Genomic DNA, 20,922 nt, shown 5'->3' with positions numbered 1-20,922 from the left:
GGGTCAGGGGGTGAGCGGCTGGGCCAGCAGGGCCGCCGCCGCAGCCCGGTCGCCGGTGACCGTCAGGCGGGGGTCCGCGGGCGTGGTCCGCCGCCAGAGCAGCTGGGCGACGGCGAGGTCCGGGCCGGACACCTCGGCGACCGGCTCCGGTCCCACCACCCAGGAGCCCGACGGGGTGGTCAGCCGGACCCCGACTGCCGGGGCGGGCACGCGCCCCAGCCGGACCTGCCGCGGGTGCATCGTGTCGACCACCTCGGCGACGCAGTCGGCGGCCACCGCCGGTTCGACGTCTGGTGTGGCGCCGAGCGCTGCGGCCAGGTCCAGCCGGTGCACGAACGTCTCGTGCAGCTGCCGCCGGACCCACCACGCGGCGGTCCCGGGCCCGCACAGCGTCGGGCAGGGGTGGCTCGGCTCGGCGAGCGCGGCGCGGAGGTCGGCTGCCGCATCCGGGTAGTGGGCGGCGGTCGCGGCCACCTCGAACGGCGCGTCGTCGGGTACGGCGCCGTCCGCTGTCGTCCGGGCCGTAGCCGCTGCCCAGCGGTGCACCGCGACCAGGTGCCGCACGAGGTCCCCGGCGGTCCACGGTGTGCACGCGGGCACCGGCCGCTCGAGGTCGGCAGTGGCAGCCAGCGCGGCGAACCCAGCCTGCTCGGCGGCGAGCGCAGCGAGCTGCCCGGTAGCGGTGGACGACGTCACGACGGCAGGCTCCCGCGCCGGCCGGGCCGGCGGGAGTGGCAGTCGTGCCCGGGTTCGTCCGTTTCCTGCCACCGGGTGCCGCCCGGGCGGTCCCGGGTGTCACCATGCCGCCGTGCAGCAGCTCCGGGACGTGGCCGTGGTGGTCGGCGAGGGCGTGAGCGCCTTCGAGTTCGCCGTTGCCTGTGAGGTGTTCGGCGTCGACCGCTCCGACGACGGGGTCCCGGCCGTCGACTTCGCGGTCTGCTCGGCCGGCCCGGGCCCGCTCCGCAGCACGCAGGGCTTCTCGCTGATCGCCGACCACCGGCTGGACCGGCTGACCACAGCGGACCTGGTGCTCGTCACGCCGTCGAAGCCGGACCTCGGGCCGGGCGGCGAGGAGCTCACCGCTCAGCTCTGGGCCGCGGTGGCGCGCGGCGCCCGCGTGGTGAGCCTGTGCAGCGCCGCCTTCACCCTGGCCCGCGCCGGTCTGCTCGACGGGCGCCGGGCCACCACGCACCACATGTACGCGGCCCGGCTGGCCGCCGAGTTCCCGCGCGTGCGCGTCCTCCCGGACGTGCTGTACGTCGAGGACGGTCCGATCGCCACCAGCGCCGGGACGGCGGCCGCGGCGGACCTCTGCCTGCACCTGGTCCGCGCGGCGCACGGGACCGCTGCTGCGATGACCGTGGCGCGCCGGATGGTGGTGCCACCGCACCGCGACGGCGGGCAGGCGCAGTACGTGCAGGCGCCGGTCCGTCCGGTCCGGGACCGGACGCTGCAGGCGGCGATGGCCTGGGCGGGAGAACACCTGCACGAGCAGATCGACGTCGAGCGCTGGTCGCGGCAGGCGACCATGTCGACCCGGTCGTTCGCCCGGCGGTTCCTGGCCGAGACCGGTGCGACGCCCCACCAGTGGCTCGTCGAGCAGCGGGTCGCCCTGGCCCGGCTGCTGCTGGAGGAGGGGGACGAGGGGGTCGACCAGGTCGCGCGCCGGTGCGGCTTCGGCTCGGCGGCCGCCTTGCGGCAGCAGTTCGCCCGGCTGGTCGGGACCACCCCGACGGGCTACCGGCGCGCGTTCCGGGGCAGTCCGCCGCGGCCGGACGTCGCCCGGCCGACGATCGCGGTCCCGCGGAGAGCAGCGGAGTCGTCCGACGGATTCCGCCCCGTCACATCCGCAGGGTAGGAAGATCCGGTGAGCGCCCCAGCACGGACCACCACGCGAGCGGGGTCCAGTCACCTGATCGCCCAGCTGTCGGCCCAGGCCCGGCGGATGCTGCAGACGGAGGCGGCCAGCGCCGGCCTGCTCGTCGCGGCCACCCTGCTGGCGCTGTTCTGGGCGAACTCGCCCTGGGGCGACAGCTACGACCGGTTCTGGCACACCGAGCTCTCCTTCGAGGTCGGCTCGACCGGCGTGGCGATGGACCTGCGGCACTGGGTCAACGACGGCCTGATGTGCTTCTTCTTCTTCCTCATCGGGATGGAGGTGCGCCGCGAGCTGCAGATGGGCGAGCTGACCCAGCGCAGCCGGCTGTCCATCCCGGCGATCGCGGCGCTGGCCGGGCTGGTCGTCCCCGCCCTGGTCTACCTGGCCTTCAACGCCGGAGGGCCGGGCGCGCACGGCTGGGGCATCCCGATCGCCACCGACACCGCCTTCCTGCTCGGCGCGCTCGCGCTGGCCGGGCCGCGGGCCTCGACGCAGCTGCGGGTCTTCCTGCTGTCGCTGTCGGTGGTCGACGACATCGGGGCGCTCACCGTCATCGCGGTCTTCTACTCCGAGGAGATCGACCTCACCGCCTTGGGCATCGCCGCGCTGTGCGTCCTGGCCTTCCAGGTGCTCGCCCGGCTGCAGGTGTGGCGCGGGCCGGCCTACTTCGCCGTCGGGGTGGCGATGTGGCTGTCGATGCACGCCTCGGGCGTGCACGCGACCATCGGCGGCGTCGTCCTGGGGATGCTGGTCAGCGCCTACCCGCCGCGGCGGGAGGCGGTGGAGTCCGCCGGCCTGCTGACCCGGGCGTTCCGGCAGTCGCCGCAGGTGTCGCTGGCCCGGCAGGCGAAGCTGTCGGTCGAGCGGGCCATCTCACCCAACGAGCGGATCGGCGCCCTGCTGGTGCCGTGGAGCGGCTACGTCGTGGTGCCGATCTTCGCGCTGGCCAACGCCGGGGTGCAGTTCAGCTCCGAGCTGCTGGAGCGGTCGCTCACCTCGCCGGTCACGCTGGGCGTGCTGGCCGCCCTGGTGGCCGGCAAGCTGATCGGCGTCGGTGGGGCGGCCGCCCTGGCGGTCAAGCTGCGACTGGGGTCGCTGCCACCCGGCGTGCCGCTCAGCAGCGTCTGGGGCGGCGCGGCGCTGTCCGGCCTGGGCTTCACCGTCTCCCTCTTCGTCGCCGACCTCGCCTTCCCCGACACCGAGCTGCGGGACGAGGCGATGGTCGGGATCCTGGCCGCCGCGGTGGTCGCCGCCGCGTTGGGCATGGGCCTGTTCCGCTGGCTGTCCCGGCGCGACCCGGTGCAGCAGCCGGCCGGTGCGACCGTGCTGGACCCGCCGGTCGACCCCGAGCGCGACCACGTCCGCGGCCCGGCCGGCGCGCCGCTGGAGCTCGTCGAGTACGGCGGCCTGGAGTGCCCGTTCTGCGGGCGGGCGACCGGGGTGGTCGAGGACCTGCGACGCCGGTTCGGCGACGACCTGCGCTACGTCTTCCGGCACCTGCCGCTGCCCGAGGTGCACCCGCACGGCGAGCTCGCCGCCGAGGCCACCGAGGCCGCCGGGGCCCAGGGGGCCTTCTGGGCCATGCACGACCGGCTGTTCGCCCACCAGGACCAGCTGGACGCCGGCGAGCTGCTCGACCACGCCGCCGCGCTCGGCCTGGACCTCGGCCGTTTCGCCCAGGAGCTCGGCGACGGCACCCACGCCGGCCGGGTGCGCGAGGACGTCGCCTCCGCCGAGGCCAGCGGCGTCCGGGGCACGCCGACGTTCTTCGTCAACGGCGTCCGGCACGAGGGGCCGACCGCCACCGACGCGCTGGCCGCCGCCCTGCTCGCCAGCGACCCGCGGGGTCCGCAGCGCCGGCCGCTGCCCGGCCCCGGCCCGGTCGCCGGGCCCCGCAACCTGCGCACCCTCTCCCCGCCGGCCCGGCTGCCGGGCCTGACGAAGGTGCCCGGTGGCCGGTTCGAGGAGTCCCCGGACGACGGCTCGACGCCCCGGCTCAGCGACGAGCACCTCAGCGCGTTCCAGCGGGCCGGTCGGCGGGTCCGCACCGAGCGCGGGCAGGTGCTGCTGCGCTCGGGTGCGGCCGAGTACGACTTCTTCGTGGTCCTCTCCGGCGCGGTGGCGATCGTCGAGGGGCCGCTCGACGGCGTCGACGGTGCGGCGCCGCGGGTGGTCGCCGTCCACGGCCCGGGGCGGTTCCTCGGGGGGCTCAACCAGCTGGCCGGGCAGCGCCCGGTGCGGTCGCTGGTGGCCGTCGAGCCCGGGGAGGTGCTGGTGGTGACGCTGGAGCGGCTGCGGTCGCTGCTGGCGCGCAACCGCGAGCTGAACGACCTGGTGACCCGGTCCTTCCTGCTCCGGCGGGCGATGCTGATCGGCCAGGCCAGCGGCCTGCGCGTGGTCGGCGACCGCCGGTGGCCGGCCAGCGTGGCGCTGCAGGCCCGGCTGACCGAGGACGGCATCGCCCACCAGTGGCTCGACCCGGCCGAGGACGCCGCCGCCCGCACCCTGCTCGCCGAGGCCGGGGTGGAGGGCACCACGACCCCGGTGGTGATCCGGCCCGACGGCCGGGTGCTCGTCGACCCGACCCGGGACGACCTGCTCCAGGCCGCCGGCACGGCCACCCGCGACCTGACCGCGACCTGAGCCGGGAGCCGACGTGCGCGCACTGGACGAGGAGCTGACCGATCTGGCCGACCACTACCGGTGGTTCGCCCAGGTGGAGGCCGCGCCGGTCTCCCCGCGGTACGCCGAGCTCGCCGCGGCGGTCGCCGAGGACGACGACGTGCTGGCCTTCCTCCGCACGCTGCCGAAGCCCAAGCGGCAGGCCAACCTGCTGCTCGGTGTGCTGCAGTACCTGCACGGCGGCCCGCCGGCGGACGGCGCCCAGCTGCACGACCGGGTGCTCGGCGACGCCGACCGGCTGCGCGCCACGATGCTCGCCCGGGCCACCCAGACCAACGAGGCCGCCCGGTGCACGGCCCTGCTCCCGGGACTGGCGACGATCCCGGGGCCGCTGGCGCTGATCGAGGTCGGCGCCTCGGCCGGGCTGTGCCTGTACCCGGACAGGTACGGCTACGACTACGGCGACGGTGTCCGCGTGGGGCCGGCCGACAGCGCCGTCCAGCTGCGGTGCGCGGTCACCGGGCGGGGGCCGGTGCCGGCCGGGGTGCCGCAGGTGGTGCGCCGGGCCGGGATCGACCTCAACCCGCTGGACCCGGCCGACCCGGACGACGTGGCCTGGCTCGGTGCGCTCATCTGGCCCGGGATGGAGGAGCGGCGCGACCGGCTCACCGCCGCGGCCGGGATCGCGGCCCGGGAACCCGCCGAGATCGTCCAGGGCGAGCTGGTGGCGGAGCTGCCGGGGCTGGTGGCGCGGATGCCGGCGGAGGCGACCGTCGTCGTCTTCCACACCGCGGTGCTCGCCTACCTGCCGGCAGCGGCGAAGGAGGCGTTCACCGAGCTGGTGAGCGGGCTGCCGGTGCGGTGGGTCTCCCAGGAGGGCGTGCCCGTGCTGCCCGCCGTCCGGGACCGGCTGCCCGAGCAGCCGGCGCCGGAGGAGCCCAGGTTCCTGCTGGCCCTGGACGGCGAGCCGCTGGCGTACACCGCCCCGCACGGCGGCCGCCTGGACTGGCTCCCTGCCGCGGCCGAGCTCGCCGGCTCGGAGAGCTGATCATCATCAGGTGGCTGCCCGGCACGCCGGTGCAGCCGATCACTCGCCGACGATCAACTCCGCGGCTCAGGCCGACCAGGTGGTGTTCGGCGGCCTGACGAAGTCGATGGTGTGCGGGACGAAGAAGGACAGGTCGTCGGTGATCAGGCCGTCGGACTCCCGGATGCCCAGGCCCGCCGCCTCGCCGTCCACCACCCAGGCGCCGAGCACCGGGTGGTGCGGGCCGTCCGGGCCGGCGAAGTCCGGCAGCGCGCACAGCTGCTGCACCACCCAGCCCTCGGCGCCGTACTGCCCGCCCAGCGACGCCAGCACGTCCCCGCCCGGGGCGACCAGCTCCACGTTGTTGCCCTCACGGCCGAACAGCGGCTTGCGGGCGAAGCCGGTGGCGCGCAGCTCCTCGGCCCGCGGGTCGTCGGCGAAGAACGAGGGCAGCAGGTGCCGGGAGATGACCGGGTCGTGCTCGTAGCGCTGCCAGAGCACCGGCAGCAGGCCCTTGTTCGACCAGAGCATCTTCCAGATCGGCTCGACCCACGTCGTCCCGTCGGGGTCGCGGATGTCGGCGATCACCGACGGGCCGTACTCGTCCTGCAGCAACCACTCCCAGGGGTAGAGCTTGAAGACGACGTCGATCCGGTCGCCCTTCGGGTCGTAGAACCGGGCGTCGCCGGTGTCCAGCCCGATCTCCTCGGTGGTCAGCACCACCGTCTCGTAGCCGGCGCGCTGCACCGTGTCGGCCAGGTAGGCCACGGTCATCCAGTCCTCGCCGCTGCGGTCGCCGTTGGTCCAGGCCAGGTGCACCTTCGGACGGCGGCGGTGCTGGGCCTCCCAGCGGGACAGGTTGCGCCGCCAGGCCTCCACCAGCCGGTCGTCGAGCTGGTTCCACTGGTCCTTGCCCTGGCCGGTCTCCAGGTGCCAGGCCCACTGCACGACCGCGGCCTCGACCAGTGAGGTGGGCGTGTCGGCGTTGAACTCCAGCAACCGTGGGTGCGCCGTGCCGTCCCACCACAGGTCGAACCGGCCGTACACGCTCGGCGGCTCGTGCTCCCAGGTGGCGCGGATGACGTCCCGGGCGTCGCGCGGGATGCGCATCCGGTCCAGCAGCCGCTCGTCGGACAGTGCCAGCTCGCCGGCCTCCACGCAGGCGGCGAACAGCTGGTCGGTGGTCTCGGCCAGCCGGTCGACCTCGGCGCTGGTGAAGTCGTAGAAGACGTCCTCGCGCCAGTAGGAGCGGGTGTCCCCGCCTGGCACCGTCGTCTTGTTGTAGACCAGGCCCTGGCTCTCGATCTCGGCCTCCCAGCCGAGCCGGGCCTTGCCGTACAGGCGTCTCACGAGCCGACGCTGCCGCCGCCGACCCGGCCGGATCCGATGCCACCGGAGATCCGGGTACCGGAGCTCACCCGGCCGCTGCCGGGCAGGCCGTTGCGCGAGCGGGCGCTGGTGTCCGAGGGGTTCACCCGGGTGGCCGGGCCGGTGTACTGGCTGGGGATCGTCTGGCCGACCGAGTAGCGGTTGCCGCCGAAGCCGCCGAGCAGGAAGAAGAAGGGCACCCCGCCGACGAAGCCGCCGTTGCGCTCGGCCTCCTCGCACTGCTCGTCGTCGACGACCTGGTCCTGCTCGTCGACGCAGTAGACCGTCCGGGCCTCCTGGTCGTCGTCGCCCCCGACGCCGCAGGCCGACAGGAAGCCCATGGCGGCGCCGGTGAGGCTGACCGTGCCGATCGCGGCCTTCACCCGGTTGCTCCTCGACGTGGTCACCGTCTCGCTCCTCACCTGGGTGTCCCGCGGGTGCGGACCCGCACATGCTGTCGGACCCGGGTGGCCGGTGCACACCCACCCCCGCACCGACATCTTCACAGGCCCCGCCCAGTGCCTGCCGCCGACGCCCACAGTCGGGACGGCGAGGGTCTCGGATGAAGACCCCCCGAGCCCCCAGGAGCACCGATGAGCGAGCCCACCCGCCCCGGCAACGCCGAGCCGCAGCCGGGCGTGCCGGCGCGCCAGGAGACCCGGCCGTTCCCCGCCCCGCTCGCTGCGGCGCATCCGGCGGACGCCCCGACCGCGCAGTCGCCCGCCGTCCGGTCGCCGGCGGTCGAGGTGCCGGAGGCCGGCGTCCCGACAGCGGAGACGCCCGCCCGGCCGGCCGGATCCGCCGCTGTGCACCCAGCCGCCGAACCCCTGGCCGCCGAGCCCCCAGCCACCGAGCGCCCCGCCGAGCCCCCCGCCGCCGAGCCCCCCGCCGCCGGGCGGTCCGTGGGCGGGTCGGCCCGACGGCGGCCGGGTCGGGCCGCCGTGCTCAGCGGGCTGGCCGGCGCCGGGCTGCTGGCCGTCGGCGTCGTCGTCGGCGTCGTGGTCGGCCAGGCCACCGCCGGGACGGCCACGGCGGACACCGGCGCGTCGACCGGCCAGACCGTGCCCGGCGGCACCGTGCCGGAGGGCAGCTCCGGCTACGGCACGCTCCCGGACGGCAGCCTGCCGGGCGGCACGGGTGGCCGGGGAGCGCCACCGGGCGGGATGGGCGGCTTCGGCGGCACCGCCCCCGACGGCACCGTCCCCGACGGCGGCAGCAGCGACGGCAGCACGGGCGACGGCGGCAGCACCAGCGACACCACCGTCTGAACCGAGGGTGGGTGGCTGCCGGTGCCGTGGGTAGCCGGGGGCGTGGACCTCGCAGCGCACCGTTCCGGCTCCGGCAGCCCGCTCGTCCTGGTGCACGGGCTCGGTGGCTCGTGGCGCTCCTGGGACCCGGTGCTGCCGGGTCTGGCGACCGAGCGCGAGGTGGTGGCGGTGGACCTGCCGGGGTTCGCCGGCGACACCCCGCCGCTGCCGCACCCGACCTCCGGCTCGCTCACCGACGCCCTGGAGAGCTGGCTGCGGGCGGAGGGGCTGGCCGACGCCCCGCTGGTCGGCAGCTCGCTGGGAGCCCGGATGGTGCTGGAGCTGTCCCGGCGAGGGGTCGGGGCGGACAACGTGGCCCTCGATCCCGGTGGCTTCTGGTCTCCGCGCGAGGCGGCGGTCTTCCACGCCAGCCTGCGCGCCTCCATCGCCCTCGTCCGGGGCGTCCGTCCTGCGCTGCCCGCGCTGCTGCGCACCACCGCCGGCCGGACGGCCCTGCTGGCCCAGTTCTCCGCCCGCCCCTGGGCGCTGGACAGCGACGTGGTGACCCGGGAGCTCACCGGGTACGCCCGGTCGCCGTCCTTCGACGCGGTGCTCAGCGATCTGGCCCGGGGGCCCCGCCAGCAGGGGGCGCCGGCCGGGTCGCTGCCGGGCCGGTTGACCATCGGCTGGGGACGACGCGACCGGGTGACCCTGGCCCGCCAGGCGGCGCGGGCGGTCCGGGCCTTCCCCGACGCCGGGCTGCACTGGTTCGACGGGTCGGGGCACCTCCCGATGTGGGACGTCCCCGAGGAGACCGTGGCCCTGGTGCTCGCCGCGACCGCCCGCCGATGAGTTCGGTGCGCCGGGGGCGTCTGAGCTGCTGACGGGGCCGGACGGCGGCCCCACGCCATCGAGGAGCTCCCCGTGCGCATGATCTTCGTCAACCTGCCGGTCACCGACCTGGCGCGGGCCACCGCCTTCTACTCGGCGCTGGGGTTCACCCAGGACGCCCGGTACAGCGACGACACCGGGGCTGGGATGGTGATCGAGGAGAACGTCATGGTCATGCTGCTGACCCGGGAGAAGTTCGCCGGCTTCGTGGCGGGGGAGGTCGGCGACCCGGCCCAGGCGACCTCGGTGCTGAACGCGGTCTCCGCGACCGACCGGGCCGAGTGCGACGACCTGCTGGCCCGCGCGCTGGCCGCGGGCGGAAAGCCCTGGCTGCCGGCCCAGGACCACGGCTTCATGTACGGCACCAGCTTCACCGACCCGGACGGCAACGTCTGGGAGGCGGCGTGGATGGACCCCGCAGCGCTCCAGGCCTGACCCGCGCGTCGAGTGTCGGGCTGCGCACGCCTCGCCCGGGTGCGAGAGGCGCACAGCTCGCACTCGGCGACCGCCCGCCAAGAAGTAGGTGGCAAAACGACGGTCGCCCGCTACCTTCACGGGGTGTCCACCCCCCGCCCCGCCGTGGGCCACCTGCTCACCCTCGCGGCGGCCGGGGTCTTCGCGATCAACGGCACGGTCTCCACGCTGGCGCTGCAGGCGGGCATCGCGCCCACCCGGCTGACCGCGCTGCGCTGCACCGGCGCGGCGATCGCCCTGTTGCTCGCGCTGGCCGTCGTGGCCCCGCGGCGGCTGCGGCTGCGGCGGGGCGACGTCCCGCTGGTCGCGCTGCTGGGCGTGGTGGGCATCGCGGCGACCCAGTTCCTCTTCTACACCGCGATCGACGGCCGGCTGCCGGTCGGCATCGCCCTGGTGTTCGAGATGACCGCACCGGTGTTCATCGCGCTCTACGTGTGGCTGGTCCGCCGCGAGCAGGTCCGCAACCGGTTGTGGTGGGCGCTGGCCCTGTCACTGTCGGGCCTGGTGCTGGTCGCGGAGGTGTGGGCCGGCGGCGGGTCGCTCGACCCGCTCGGCGTCGCGGTGGCCCTCACCGCGGCGATCTGCCTGGCCACCTACTACCTGGTGGGTGAGCGCAGCGCCGCCGACCTCGACCCGATGGCCGTGACCGCCTGGAGCTTCGCGGCGGCCGCGGTCTTCTGGGCCGTCGCCGCGCCGTGGTGGCGGTTCGACGCCGGCGTCCTCGCCGAGCGGGTGCCGGTCTCGCTGGGCAGCGCCCAGCTGCCGCTCTGGGTGCTCGTGGGCTGGATCGCCGTGCTCGGCGCCGCGCTGCCCTTCTGGCTGTCCCTGGCCGCGCTGCGGCACCTGCCGCCCACCACCGCCGGGATCGTGGCGACGGCCGAGCCGGTGCTGGCCGCGATCGTGGCCTGGCTGTGGGTCGAGCAGGCGCTCACGCCGTGGCAGGTCGCCGGCGGCGCCGTCGTCCTGGCCGGGATCGTGCTGGCCCAGACCGCCCGGGCGGCGGCTCCGGCGCCGGTGCCGGAGACCGTGCCCAGCTGAGCTCAGCGCAGCGGCAGGTCCGGCTCGCCGGGGGTGCGCGGGCCGGTGATCCGCCGGTCCGCCGCGGCGATCGGGACGTCGTTGATGCTCGCCTCGCGCCGGCGCATGAGCCCGTGCGCGTCGAACTCCCAGTTCTCGTTGCCGTGGCTGCGCCACCACTGCCCGGCCGCGTCGTGCCACTCGTACTGGAAGCGGACGGCGATCCGGTCGCCGGTGAACGCCCACAGCGACTTGCGCAGCACGTAGTCCAGCTCGCGCTCCCACTTGGCGGTGAGGAACTCGACGATCTCCGCACGGCCGGTGAGGAACGTGTCCCGGTTCCGCCAGACCGAGTCCTCGGTGTAGGCCAGCGAGACGCGCTGCGGGTCGCGGCTGTTCCAGGCGTCCTCGGCGGCCTGCACCTTTGCGGCGGCGGTCTCGGCGGTGAAGGGCGGCAGCGGCGGGCGGTCGGTCACCGGCCCATCCTGGCGCAGCTCAGGGCGGTCAGAGCGAGGAGAGGTCGTCGGGGACGTCGACCGCCTGGGAGCGCAGCGCCTCCAGCGGTACCACCTGGAGCGCGCGCTCGTTGGTCGCCGCGAGCACGACCCCGGCCGGCACGCCGGCCTGGTAGGCCTGCAACCAGCGGACGGCGACGACGCACCAGCGGTCGCCCGGACGCAGCCCCGGGAAGCCGTACTCGGGGCGGGGGGTGGTCAGGTCGTTGCCCAGCTCCCGCTGCATCTGCAGGAACTCGGCGGAGACGACGGTGCAGACGGTGTGGCTGCCCCGGTCCTCCGGCCCGCTGGTGCACGAGCCGTCGCGGGTGAAGCCGGTCATCGGGTCGGTGCCGCACGGCTCCAGTGGCCCGCCGAGCACGTTCCGCTCCGGGCTGGGTCCGGTCATCCCCCGATCCTGCCGCTCCACCCGGTGCGGCGCTCACCGGTGCTCCGGTGGTGCGCGGCCGAGTCGCGCGCCCGGGGCGGGACGACGAGGGTGGGCGCTGTGCGAGTACTGGTCACCGGGGCGTCGGGGTTCGTCGGCAGCAGGTTGTGCGTCGCGCTGGAGGAGGCCGGTCACGAGGTCCGGGCGATGACCCGCCACCCGGACACCTACTCGGGGGCCGGCTCGCCGGTGCCCGGCGACGTCGGCGACGAGTCCTCGCTGCGCAGCGCGCTGGCCGACTGCGCGGCGGCCTACTACCTGGTGCACTCGCTGGACTCCGCCGACTTCCAGGACAAGGACGCCGCGGCCGCCCGCTCCTTCTCCCGGGCCGCGGCCGACGCCGGGGTGGGGCGGATCGTCTACCTGGGCGGGCTCGGCGAGGACTCCGACGACCTGTCCGCGCACCTGCGCAGCCGCCGTCAGGTCGAGCGCCTGCTGGCCGAGGGCAGCGTGCCGGTCACCGTGCTGCGGGCCGGCATCGTGGTCGGCCACGGCGGGGTGTCCTGGGAGATGACCCGGCAGCTGGTCGCCCACCTGCCGGCCATGATCACGCCGCGTTGGGTGCACACCCGCACCCAGCCGATCGCGGTCGCGGACGTCGTCCGGTACCTGGTGGGGGTGCTGGAGGCGCCGGAGGCCGAGGGCCGCGTCTTCGACGTCGGCGGCCCGGAGGTGCTCGAGTACCTGGAGATGCTCACCCGGGTCGCGGAGCTCCAGGGGCGCCGGCTGCTGATCGTGCCGGTGCCGCTGCTCAGTCCCCAGCTGTCGTCGCGGTGGCTGTCCCTGGTCACCGACGTCGACCTGCAGACGGGCCGGTCGCTGATCGACTCGATGGCCAACGAGGTCGTGGTCCGCGACGACGCGATCCGCTCCGTCGTCCCGTTCGAGCCGATGGACTACGACCAGGCGGTGCTCACCGCCCTGGGCGAGCGCGCCCGGGCACGTCGGGCCGCCCGCGCGGAGCGGAGCCGGTGACCCGCTCCCGCCGTCGGCTGGGGCAGGCCCTGGTCTCCGACGAGGGGCTGACCCGGCTGCTGGCGCGGGCGCCGTCCTGGCTGGTGGACAAGGTGCCCCGCGACCACCGGGAGTCCGACGCCGCGTTCCACCGCCGCCGCCGGGTGACCGGTGCGGTCTCGGTGCTGGGGGCCGGGCTGCTGGGGGTGTCGCTGTCCCGCCGGCCGAACTCGCCGTCGTTCTACGCGCTCACCCTCGGCGTCGCCGCCACGTGGGTCGCCGGTGGCGTGGCCTCCGGGCCGCTGCACCTGGGGTGGGTGCAGACGCCGAGGGCCACGATGCGCCGCCCGCTGCTCACCCCGGTGATCGCCGGGGCCGGGGCGTTCGGTCTGTTCTACGGTGCCGCGCGGGTGGCCAAGCACGTCCCGCCGCTGGACGCCGCGGTCACCCGGGTGCTGCGGTACGCCCAGCAGGGCAACCCGGGCATGGTGACGGCGACGACGCTGGCGAACGGGGTCGCCGAGGAGGTGTTCTTCCGGGGCGCGCTGTACGCGGCGGTGGGGGCCGAGCACCCGGTGCTGAAGTCCTCGGCCGTCTACTCGCTGGCCACCGTCGCCACCCGCAACCCGGCGCTGGTGCTCGCATCGGTGCCGATGGGTCTGCTGTTCGCGCTGCAGCGCCGGGCCAGCGGCGGCATCCAGGCCCCGGTGATCTCGCACGTGACCTGGTCGGTGCTGATGCTGCGGTACCTGCCGCCGCTGTTCGCCGACGAGCCCTCGGTCGACGACCCGAGCCCGGCCCAGCCCGCCTGACGTCCCGCGCGCGGCTGGGCTGACGGGAGGCCGCGCGGATGGCAGGCTCCGCCCGTGATCGCGCAGACCTCCCGTCCCCGAGCCCGGGCGTGCCGGTGAGCGTCCACCGCCGGCAGGAGGTGCTGGCCGCGACCAACGCCGTGGTCACGGTGCTCGACCCGCCGCTGCCGCACGCCGCCGAGGGGCCGCTGGCCGGCCTGCGCGTGGGGTTGAAGGACAACATCGACACCGCCGGGGTGCGCACCACCTGCGGGTCGGCCCACTTCGCCGACCGGGTGCCCGAGGACGACGCCGAGGTGGTCACCCGGCTGGTCGCCGCGGGCGCGCAGGTGGTGGCCAAGACCAACCTCAGCGAGTTCGCCGTGGGGATGACCTCGCAGAACTCCGCGGCCGGCCCGTGCCGGAACCCCTGGGACCTCGCCCGCATCCCCGGCGGGTCCAGCGGCGGCAGCGCGGCCGCGGTCGCCGCCGGGCTGGTCGACGTGGCCGTGGGCACCGACACCGGGGGGTCGGTGCGGGTCCCGGCGGCGGCGTGCGGGGTGACGGGGCTGCGCCCGGGCGGGTCCGTCGTCCCGCAGGCCGGCACCTTCCCGGTCTGCGAGCTGGTCGACGCCGTCGGCCCGATCGCCCGGGACGTGCAGCTGGTGGCCCGCACGTTCGCGGTGCTCGCCGGCCGCCCGGTGCGCGAGCCCGTCCCCGCGCCGCCGACGCGGATCGGGCTGCCGGCGCACTGGTACGGGGAGCTGGACGCCGGTGTCGAGCAGGTCGTCGCGGCGGCGGCGCAGGTGTTCGCCGAAGGCGGCACGGAGCTGGTGCCGGTGGAGGTGCCGGGCATCTGCTCGGCCCAGGACGTGCTCTACACGATCGTCTACGCCGGCATGGCCGACCTGCACCAGACGCGGCTGGCCGCGCCAGACCTGTTCCACCCCGACACGCTCGCCCGGGTGCGGGTCGGCACGCGGGTCACCGAGGGCGACCGGGCGGAGGCGCTGGAGGCCCGGGCGGAGTTCCAACGGGGCATGGACGAGGTGTTCGCCGGCGTCGACGTGCTGCTCACCCCGACGCTGGCGGTCGACGTCCCGCTGGCGGCGACGGACGAGGACGTCCTGGCCCTCACCCGCCGGCTGGCCCTGCTCACCGCGCCCTGGTCGCTGCACGCCGGCCCCACGCTGGCGCTGCCGGTGGGCCGGCACCCGGTCTCCGGGATGCCGGTCGGCGCGCAGCTGACCGCACCGGCGGGCGGGGAGGACCGGCTGCTGGACGCCGGCGCCTGGTTCCAGCAGCGCACCTCCTGGCACGCGCAGCGGCCGCCGTGCTCCGTCGACTGAGGCGGTGTTGCCTTGATCACTCAGGGGTGCGTCCGCTGCCTCCTCCCTGGACAGTGAGCGGACCGGACCGCTGACGTTCCAGGAGGCCTGCGACGATGACGTCGACCGCCCACCGCACCGCGACCCCCGACCAGCCTTGGCCGCCCCGGCCGCCGGCGCTGCTCCCGCCCTGGCACACGCCGGCCCGGGCGCAGCTGCAGGAGCAGGCCCGCCGGTTCGCGATGGACGAGGTGCTGCCGGTGGCGAACGAGCTCGACCCGCAGAAGGGCGAGATCCCGCAGCACCTGCTGGAGCGGCTGGGCGAGCTGGGGTTCTTCGGCATCACCGTCCCCGCGGACGACGGCGGGCTGGGGCTGGGCGTCTTCGAGTACTGCATGGTCAGCGAGGAGCTGGCCCGGGCGTGGATGAGCGTGGCCAGCATCCTGGCCCGCTCGCAGGGCATGGGGACGGCGGTGGCCGACCCGGACCGGCGCCGTGAGCTGCTGCGCCGCAGCGCCGGCGGCTCGTGGATCGGTGCGGTGGCCCTGTCGGAGCCGGAGGCCGGCTCGGACCTGGCGAACGTGCAGACCCGCGCGGTGCTCGACGGCGACGAGTGGGTGGTCACCGGCCGCAAGCGCTGGTGCGGCAACGCGAAGGCCGCCGACTTCATCCAGGTGCTGGTGCGGGTGGCCGACCCGGCGCCGGGGGAGTCCCGGTCTCGGGGGCTGCGGAACCTGCTGCTGGTCAAGGAGCGCGGGGAGTTCCCGCCCGGGCTGTCGGGTCACGCCATCGACAAGGTCGGCTACCACGGCTTCCTGACCTGGGACCTCACCTTCGACGGGGTGCGCATCCCGGCCGGGGACCTGATCGTCGCCCCCGGTGAGGGCGGTTCGGACGGCGCGGACTCCGGCGCCGGCTTCCGGGAGGCGCAGGCCTTCCTGAACACCGCCCGGGTGCACACCGCGGCCCGGGCCGTCGGGCTGGCCCGCGCCGCCGTCGAGGACTGCACGCTGTACCTGCAGGAACGCGCGCAGTTCGGCCATCCGATCGGGGACTTCCAGGCGCTGCGCTTCACCCTCGCCGAGATGGCCGCCGAGGTGGAGCAGTCGCGGGCGTTCTACCGGCAGGTCGCGCACCTGCTGGACGAGGGCCTGCCCTGCGAGCGGGAGGCGGCGATGGTGAAGCTGCAGGCCACCGAGATGGCGGTGCGGGTGACCAACCAGGCGATGCAGCTGCACGGCGGCAACGGCTACACCACCGAGCGCCAGGTGGAGCGGCACTGGCGGGACGCCCGGCTGACCACCATCTTCGAGGGCACCAGCGAGATCCAGAAGCGGATCATCAGCAACGCGATGCTGCCGCGCAGCCCGCTGGGCTGACCGGTCTCAGGCGGTCCCGACGGGGAGGCCGGCCGCCGTCAGCGTGCGGACGGCGGCCTCCCGGTCGGCCGCGGCCAGCAGCTGCCCGGCGCTGGTCAGGGTGATGCCCCGGTCGGCGATCCGGCGCAGCGCGTCGGGCAGCGCCCGGACCTCCACCTCGCGGCGCGCGGCCAGGCCGGCGGCGAAGGCCGTCCCGGGCTGGAAGGTGCCCCGGCCCAGCCCGTCGTGCAGGCACACCACGTCCCCGGGCCGCACGGTGCGGGCCAGGTGCGTGCTGACGACGCCGGGGGTCCCGGTGCCGTCGGGGCCCCGGGTGCACGACCAGATCCACACGTCGTAGCCGAGCTCGGCGCACACCCGCAGGCCGTAGCCGGTCAGCTTCCCGCGCGGCGGGCGGAAGCCGGTCAGCGGCCGGCCGGTGACCGCGCCGACCTCGTCGGCGCAGCGGACGATCTCGGTGCGGGTCTCGGCGACGGTGAGCCCGGTCTGGTCCCGGTGGCTCCACGAGTGGTTGCCCACCTCGTGCCCGGCCGCGACGATCTCGCGCAGCAGGCCGGGGTGGGCGACCGCGTTGGCGCCCATGACGTTGAAGGTGGCGGTGACCCCGGCGGCGGCCAGGGCCGCCAGCACCCGGGGCGTGTACTCGGGGGTGGGGCCGTCGTCGAAGGTGAGCGCGGCCAGCGGCTCGTCCACCGGCAGCGACCAGACCACCCGCGGGGCGCCGAAGCGACCGGGCTCCTCCCACACCTCCGGGAAGGCGGCGCCGACCCCCTGCCCCGAGGTCCCGTCGGCCGGCACTCGGGGTGCGGGGACGAGGTCCTTCGCGCTCGTGCCGGGCACCGCGCCGGCGGTGGCGGCCGAGCCGAGGCCGATCGCCAGCCCGGTCGCGCCGGCGCCCAGCAGGAAGCGCCGTCTGCTGCTCCCCGCCATCCGTCGCTCCTCGTCTCGGGCCGGCCAGGGTCCCGGACGGGAGCAGGCGCAGCCGGGCGGGTCGCCCCGCTCGGTCGGCGGACGCTAACCCAGCCGGCGGCGCCCCGGCGGTGCGTGCCGGGGCGTGTCGTCCGACCGGGGGAGGAACCGCGCTCGGCAGGCGGGGCGGCGCGGGCCGCCTTAGCGTGGCTGCGTGACCAGTCACCTGGTGGCACCACCGCGTGCGGCCGAGGTGGCGCGCCCCCCGGCCGCCCCGGCGCCGGCGACTGCTCCGCGGCTGCGTGGGGTGGACGCGCTGCGCGGGCTGGCCGTGGTCGGGATGCTCGTGGTCGACAACCGCGGCAACGACTCGATCACCCCGCAGCTGCAGCACACCGGCTGGGACGGGCTGCACGTGGCCGACGTCGTCTTCCCGGTCTTCCTCCTGGTGGTCGGCGTCTCGATGCCCTTCTCCCGGCGGGCCGCCCGTCCCCGCGACGTCCTGACCCGGGTGCTGAAGCTGGCGCTGCTCGGCTGGCTGGTGGTGACCGCCAAGTACGGGCCGGGCGTCGTCGGCGCCGGGGTGCTGGGGCACATCGCCGGTGCCTACCTGCTGTGCTGGCTGCTGCTCCGGTTGCCCCGGGCGGTCCAGCCGGTCGCAGCCGCCGCGCTGCTGGCCGGGCTGACCGTGGCCACCCGGGTCGCCGGGGCGGCCCCGGACCGTTCCTGGGGGCACCTGGTCGACGGCGCGCTCGGGCTGCCGTTCTCCGCCGAGGCGCCGCACTCCTACCTGGGCAGCGCGGTCACCGTCTACCTGGGTGTGCTGGCCGGGCGGGCGCTGCAGCGGGCTCCGGGGCGGCCTGCGCTGGTACGGCTGGCCGGGGGTGGGGCCGCGGTGCTGGCCGCCGGGCTCGCGCTCGCCCCGCTCGTGCCGGTGAACAAGCGGCTGTGGTCGCCGTCCTTCGTGCTGGTCACCGCCGGGATCGCCCTCCTGGCGCTGGCGGCGCTGCACTGGCTGGCCGACCAGCGGGGCGTGCGGCGCCCGCTGCGGCCGGCCGAGGTGCTGGGCGCCAACGCGATCGTGGCGTTCGTCTTCTCCGAGCTGGTCTTCCGGGCCGCGCTCGGCGACACGGTGCAGCCCGCCGTCGACGGCTGGGTCAGCTCCGTGGCGGGGGCCGCCGCATCGGCCTGGCTCTACCCGATCGCGTCGGTCGCGGTCATCGGTGCGGTGTGCGCGGCGCTGCTCCGGCGCGGCGTGGTGGTCCGGGTCTGAGCTGCGCGCGGCTCAGACCCGCGGCGCGCGGATCGCGACCGTGGTGCCCTCCGGGCCGGGGACGACGGAGATGTCGGCGACCGCGCTCATCAGCGTGGAGCCGCGGCCGCGGTCCATGCTCGGCACCCGTTCCCGCCACTGCCCGTGGTCCCGGACGACGATCACCACCTCGGCGGCGGACGCCTCGGCGGTCACGTCGACGAACGGCTGGGTCGGGTGCTGGGCGTGCTCGATCGCGTTGGTCGCGGCCTCGCAGGCGGCCAGCAGCAGGTCATAGGCCTGGTCCTCGCCCAGCCCGGCGTCGGCGAGCAGCCGGCGGAGCGCCCGGCGCAGCACCGGGATCGCCCCGGGGGACGACGGGAGCCGCCAGCGCTCGGTGAGCGGTCCCGGTGCCGAGGCCGCCGGCGCCACCGGGACAGGGGCCACCGGGACAGGGGCCACCGGGACAGGGACCACCGGGACAGGGACCGGGGCCGACCGGACCGGGGAGGGCGCGGGGCCGGCCGGGGGCCGGCTCGCCGGCACCAGGCTGCGGACGTCGGGCTCGGCCGGCACCTGGACCGGCGGGGGAGCGGCGGCCGCGGCGCGGATGCCCGCGGCGCGGTCGATCGCGACCCGCACCCGGGCGATCAGCTCGGCGGCCTGGAACGGCTTGGCCAGGTAGTCGTCGACCCCGGAGGCGAAGCCCTCGACCGCGGCCTCCTGACCGGCCCGCGCGGTCAGCATGATGACCGGGACCGCCCGCGTGGCCGGGTCCTCGCGCAGCAGCCGGAGCAGCTCGAAGCCGTCGACCCGCGGCATCATCACGTCGGTCAGCACGACGTCGGGCAGGCGCTCGGCGATCCGGGCGAGCGCCTCCTCGCCGTTGGCACACGTCTCCACCCGCCAGACCGGCGACAGCAGCCGGGTGAGGTAGGTGCGCATGTCGGCGTTGTCGTCGACGACCAGCACGGTGGTGCCCGGGTCGGCCGGTGCGGCGGGCAGCTCGGGCGCGGCGACGTCCTGCTCCCATGCCTGGGCGGTGCCGTGCGCGGCCTCCGACGGTGCGACCGGGTGGGCGGCGTCGGCCGCGGCGTCCGCCGTGCCGTACGGGATGCGCACGGTGAACGTGCTCCCCGCGCCCGGCTCGCTGGCCACGGTGGCCGTGCCGCCGTGCAGGGCCACGAGCTCGCGCACCAGGGCCAGCCCGATGCCGGTGCCCTCGCGGTTGCGGGCCAGCGAGCCCTGCACGCGGTGGAAGCGGTCGAACACCAGCGGCAGCTCGGTGGCCGGGATGCCGATCCCGGTGTCGGCGACGGTGAGCACGACCTCGTCGTCCTCGTCGCGGAGCGTGACCTCGATGCCGCCGACGAAGGTGTACTTCACCGCGTTCGACAGCAGGTTGAGGACGATCTTCTCCCACATCCGCGGGTCGACGTGGACCGGTCGCGACAGCGGTGGGCAGTCGACCGTCAGGCGGAGGCCGGCCCGTTCCGCCGCGGCGCGCAGCACCCCGGCGAGCTCGGCGGTGAAGCCGGCGGCGTCGGTCTCGACGCGGACGGCGGCGGCCCGCCCGGCCTCGATGCTGGCGAAGTCGAGCAGGTCGTTGACCAGCCGCTGCAGGCGCTGGCCGTTCCGCATCGCCAGGGTGAGCTGCTCGCGGGTGGCCTCCGGCAACGGCTGGCCGGTGTCGGCCAGCACGTCGCCGATCGGCCCGAGCAGCAGGGTCAGCGGGGTGCGCAGCTCGTGGCTGACGTCGGAGAAGAACGCGGTCTTGGCGCGGTCGAGCTCGGCCAGCGACTCCGCCCGCTGCCGCTCGGCCTCGAAGGCCCGGGCGTTGCCCAGCGCGTTGACGAACTGCCCGGCCACCAGCTCCAGGAAGGTGCGGTACTCGGCGTCCAGCGCCCGGTTCGGGCTCACCCCTGCCACCAGCACGCCGATCGGCGCGCTCCCGTTGGCCGCGGCCAGCGGGAGCGCCACCGCGTCGCGCACCGGGTCCTGCCAGAGCCCGCCGACCAGGCCCAGGTCGGCGACCGGTCCGGGGAGGGCCGCGGCGTCGGGGACGGACGCGGGGAGCAGCTCCGGCGGGCAGCCCACGGTCACGGCGCGGCGCAGGACGCCGTCGTCGTGCAGGTAGACGGCGGCGAACGGCACGTCCAGCGGGTCGCCGGCCAGCGCCTCGCCGAGGCCGGCCAGCAGGGCCCCCTCGTCGGAGAGGGAGCCACCGGCGGTGGACAGGTCGTGCAGCAGCTGCTGCCGGCGCTCGGCGAGCACCTCGCCGGTGACCTCGGTACAGACCCCGTGCATCCCGGCGACGGCACCGTCGTCCCCGAAGGCCGGGGCGTGCGAGACGGTGAAGTAGGTCTCCTCGCGGTAGCCGGCGCGCTCCAGCAGCAGGGGCAGCCGGGGCAGCCAGGAGGCCTCCCGGGTGGCCATGGCGTGCTCGACCGGCGCGGCCAACGCGGCCCAGCCCTCGGCCAGGGTGATGCGGATGTCCTCCCCGATGGCCGGGTGCTTGTCGCCGATGAAGGGCGCGTAGGCGTCGTTGTAGAACTGGACGTACTCCGGTCCCCAGGTCAGCACCATCGGGAACCGGGAGGCCAGCAGGGTCCGGACGGCGAACCGCAGCCCGGCCGGCCAGGCGGCCACCGGCCCGACGGGGGTGCGCGACCAGTCGTGGGCGGCCATCAGCTCGCCGGCCTCGCCGCCCCCGGCGAAGAGGTCGGCGGCGGTGGGAACGCTCCCAGCGCCCGGCGACGGATCAGGGCGCACGCACACCTCCAGCCGGGACACCAGCACGCTCGCGAGCCCAGGACCGCCGGGACGGCGTCCGGGAGCCGGC

At 76.0% G+C, this 20,922-nt stretch carries 19 protein-coding genes; 12 read left to right on the top strand and 7 right to left on the bottom strand.

Features of this window, described 5'->3' with window-relative positions; translation table 11 throughout:
- Positions 1-3: 3 nt before the first annotated feature.
- A complete protein-coding gene (locus HLA93_RS12015; protein ID WP_222194604.1) occupies positions 4-696 on the bottom strand; it encodes a maleylpyruvate isomerase family mycothiol-dependent enzyme in 693 nt (230 codons plus the stop codon).
- A gap of 112 nt (positions 697-808) precedes the next feature.
- Between HLA93_RS12015 and HLA93_RS22035 the strand changes: the two genes are divergently transcribed.
- From HLA93_RS22035 to HLA93_RS12000, 3 genes are read left to right on the top strand one after another with little or no spacing between them, the layout of a single operon-like run.
- Positions 809-1,858, top strand: coding sequence for a GlxA family transcriptional regulator (locus HLA93_RS22035; RefSeq protein ID WP_222194603.1), 1,050 nt, complete (start codon positions 809-811; stop codon positions 1,856-1,858).
- Between the two features lie 9 nt (positions 1,859-1,867).
- Positions 1,868-4,522: a Na+/H+ antiporter NhaA gene (gene nhaA, locus HLA93_RS12005; RefSeq protein WP_222194602.1), complete on the top strand. Its 2,655-nt coding sequence runs from the start codon at positions 1,868-1,870 to the stop codon at positions 4,520-4,522.
- A gap of 13 nt (positions 4,523-4,535) precedes the next feature.
- The gene (locus tag HLA93_RS12000; RefSeq protein ID WP_308128085.1) at positions 4,536-5,549 is read left to right on the top strand and encodes a DUF2332 domain-containing protein; all 1,014 of its coding nucleotides are present in this window, start codon (positions 4,536-4,538) and stop codon (positions 5,547-5,549) included.
- A 66-nt stretch (positions 5,550-5,615) separates the two neighbouring features.
- Here HLA93_RS12000 and HLA93_RS11995 read toward each other — a convergent pair whose 3' ends face one another.
- Positions 5,616-6,878 (bottom strand): glutathionylspermidine synthase family protein, encoded by a 1,263-nt coding sequence (locus HLA93_RS11995; RefSeq protein WP_222194601.1) that lies wholly within the window; start codon positions 6,876-6,878, stop codon positions 5,616-5,618.
- A complete protein-coding gene (locus tag HLA93_RS11990) occupies positions 6,875-7,303 on the bottom strand; it encodes a hypothetical protein (RefSeq protein WP_222194600.1) in 429 nt (142 codons plus the stop codon). Before HLA93_RS11990 ends, HLA93_RS11995 begins: the two co-directional genes overlap by 4 nt.
- A gap of 186 nt (positions 7,304-7,489) precedes the next feature.
- Here HLA93_RS11990 and HLA93_RS11985 point away from each other — a divergent pair, with 186 nt between their 5' ends.
- From HLA93_RS11985 to HLA93_RS11970, 4 genes are all read left to right on the top strand, one after another.
- The gene (locus HLA93_RS11985; RefSeq protein WP_222194599.1) at positions 7,490-8,164 is read left to right on the top strand and encodes a hypothetical protein; all 675 of its coding nucleotides are present in this window, start codon (positions 7,490-7,492) and stop codon (positions 8,162-8,164) included.
- Positions 8,165-8,206: 42 nt separating this feature from the next.
- Entirely contained in the window at positions 8,207-8,995 is a 789-nt protein-coding gene (locus HLA93_RS11980) for an alpha/beta fold hydrolase (RefSeq protein WP_222194598.1), read from the top strand.
- A gap of 78 nt (positions 8,996-9,073) precedes the next feature.
- On the top strand, positions 9,074-9,469 hold the full coding sequence (locus HLA93_RS11975) for a VOC family protein (RefSeq protein ID WP_246626550.1): 396 nt from the start codon (positions 9,074-9,076) through the stop codon (positions 9,467-9,469).
- A 123-nt stretch (positions 9,470-9,592) separates the two neighbouring features.
- Complete coding sequence (locus HLA93_RS11970; RefSeq protein WP_222194596.1) at positions 9,593-10,546, top strand: EamA family transporter; 954 nt, start codon at positions 9,593-9,595, stop codon at positions 10,544-10,546.
- 2 nt (positions 10,547-10,548) lie between these two features.
- On the opposite strand, the gene HLA93_RS11965 is transcribed toward HLA93_RS11970, so the two are convergent.
- Positions 10,549-11,001, bottom strand: coding sequence for a nuclear transport factor 2 family protein (locus HLA93_RS11965; protein WP_222194595.1), 453 nt, complete (start codon positions 10,999-11,001; stop codon positions 10,549-10,551).
- Between the two features lie 28 nt (positions 11,002-11,029).
- Positions 11,030-11,428, bottom strand: coding sequence for a DUF2237 family protein (locus HLA93_RS11960; RefSeq protein WP_222194594.1), 399 nt, complete (start codon positions 11,426-11,428; stop codon positions 11,030-11,032).
- Positions 11,429-11,527: 99 nt separating this feature from the next.
- On the opposite strand from HLA93_RS11960, the gene HLA93_RS11955 reads away from it, so the two are divergent.
- The 4 genes from HLA93_RS11955 to HLA93_RS11940 all read left to right on the top strand — a co-directional run bounded on the left by HLA93_RS11955 (position 11,528) and on the right by HLA93_RS11940 (position 15,919).
- On the top strand, positions 11,528-12,442 hold the full coding sequence (locus HLA93_RS11955; protein ID WP_222194593.1) for an NAD(P)H-binding protein: 915 nt from the start codon (positions 11,528-11,530) through the stop codon (positions 12,440-12,442).
- Complete coding sequence (locus HLA93_RS11950; RefSeq protein WP_222194592.1) at positions 12,439-13,233, top strand: CPBP family intramembrane glutamic endopeptidase; 795 nt, start codon at positions 12,439-12,441, stop codon at positions 13,231-13,233. The genes HLA93_RS11955 and HLA93_RS11950 overlap by 4 nt, the downstream gene beginning before the upstream one ends.
- 95 nt (positions 13,234-13,328) lie before the next feature.
- Positions 13,329-14,561 (top strand): amidase, encoded by a 1,233-nt coding sequence (locus HLA93_RS11945; RefSeq protein WP_308128084.1) that lies wholly within the window; start codon positions 13,329-13,331, stop codon positions 14,559-14,561.
- Between the two features lie 95 nt (positions 14,562-14,656).
- Entirely contained in the window at positions 14,657-15,919 is a 1,263-nt protein-coding gene (locus HLA93_RS11940; RefSeq protein WP_222194590.1) for an acyl-CoA dehydrogenase family protein, read from the top strand.
- A gap of 6 nt (positions 15,920-15,925) precedes the next feature.
- Here HLA93_RS11940 and HLA93_RS11935 read toward each other — a convergent pair whose 3' ends face one another.
- Positions 15,926-16,849, bottom strand: coding sequence for a polysaccharide deacetylase family protein (locus HLA93_RS11935; RefSeq protein ID WP_222194589.1), 924 nt, complete (start codon positions 16,847-16,849; stop codon positions 15,926-15,928).
- Between the two features lie 193 nt (positions 16,850-17,042).
- Here HLA93_RS11935 and HLA93_RS11930 point away from each other — a divergent pair, with 193 nt between their 5' ends.
- Positions 17,043-18,101 (top strand): heparan-alpha-glucosaminide N-acetyltransferase domain-containing protein, encoded by a 1,059-nt coding sequence (locus HLA93_RS11930; protein WP_222194588.1) that lies wholly within the window; start codon positions 17,043-17,045, stop codon positions 18,099-18,101.
- Between the two features lie 12 nt (positions 18,102-18,113).
- Here HLA93_RS11930 and HLA93_RS11925 read toward each other — a convergent pair whose 3' ends face one another.
- A complete protein-coding gene (locus tag HLA93_RS11925) occupies positions 18,114-20,879 on the bottom strand; it encodes an ATP-binding protein (RefSeq protein ID WP_308128083.1) in 2,766 nt (921 codons plus the stop codon).
- Positions 20,880-20,922: the final 43 nt, after the last annotated feature.

It is taken from the genome of Modestobacter italicus (assembly GCF_019799965.1).
GTDB lineage: Bacteria > Actinomycetota > Actinomycetes > Mycobacteriales > Geodermatophilaceae > Modestobacter > Modestobacter italicus_A.
This window is presented reverse-complemented; position numbering and strand designations above follow the sequence as displayed.

What these genes read in the sequence shown, in the direction of transcription:
- HLA93_RS11985 (WP_222194599.1), top strand. Translation starts at nt 7,490, where the DNA reads ATGAGCGAGCCCACCCGCCCCGGCAACGCCGAGCCGCAGCCGGGCGTG.
- HLA93_RS11975 (WP_246626550.1), top strand. Translation starts at nt 9,074, where the DNA reads ATGATCTTCGTCAACCTGCCGGTCACCGACCTGGCGCGGGCCACCGCC.
- HLA93_RS11960 (WP_222194594.1), bottom strand. Translation starts at nt 11,428, where the DNA reads ATGACCGGACCCAGCCCGGAGCGGAACGTGCTCGGCGGGCCACTGGAG.
- HLA93_RS11940 (WP_222194590.1), top strand. Translation starts at nt 14,657, where the DNA reads ATGACGTCGACCGCCCACCGCACCGCGACCCCCGACCAGCCTTGGCCG.
- HLA93_RS11935 (WP_222194589.1), bottom strand. Translation starts at nt 16,849, where the DNA reads ATGGCGGGGAGCAGCAGACGGCGCTTCCTGCTGGGCGCCGGCGCGACC.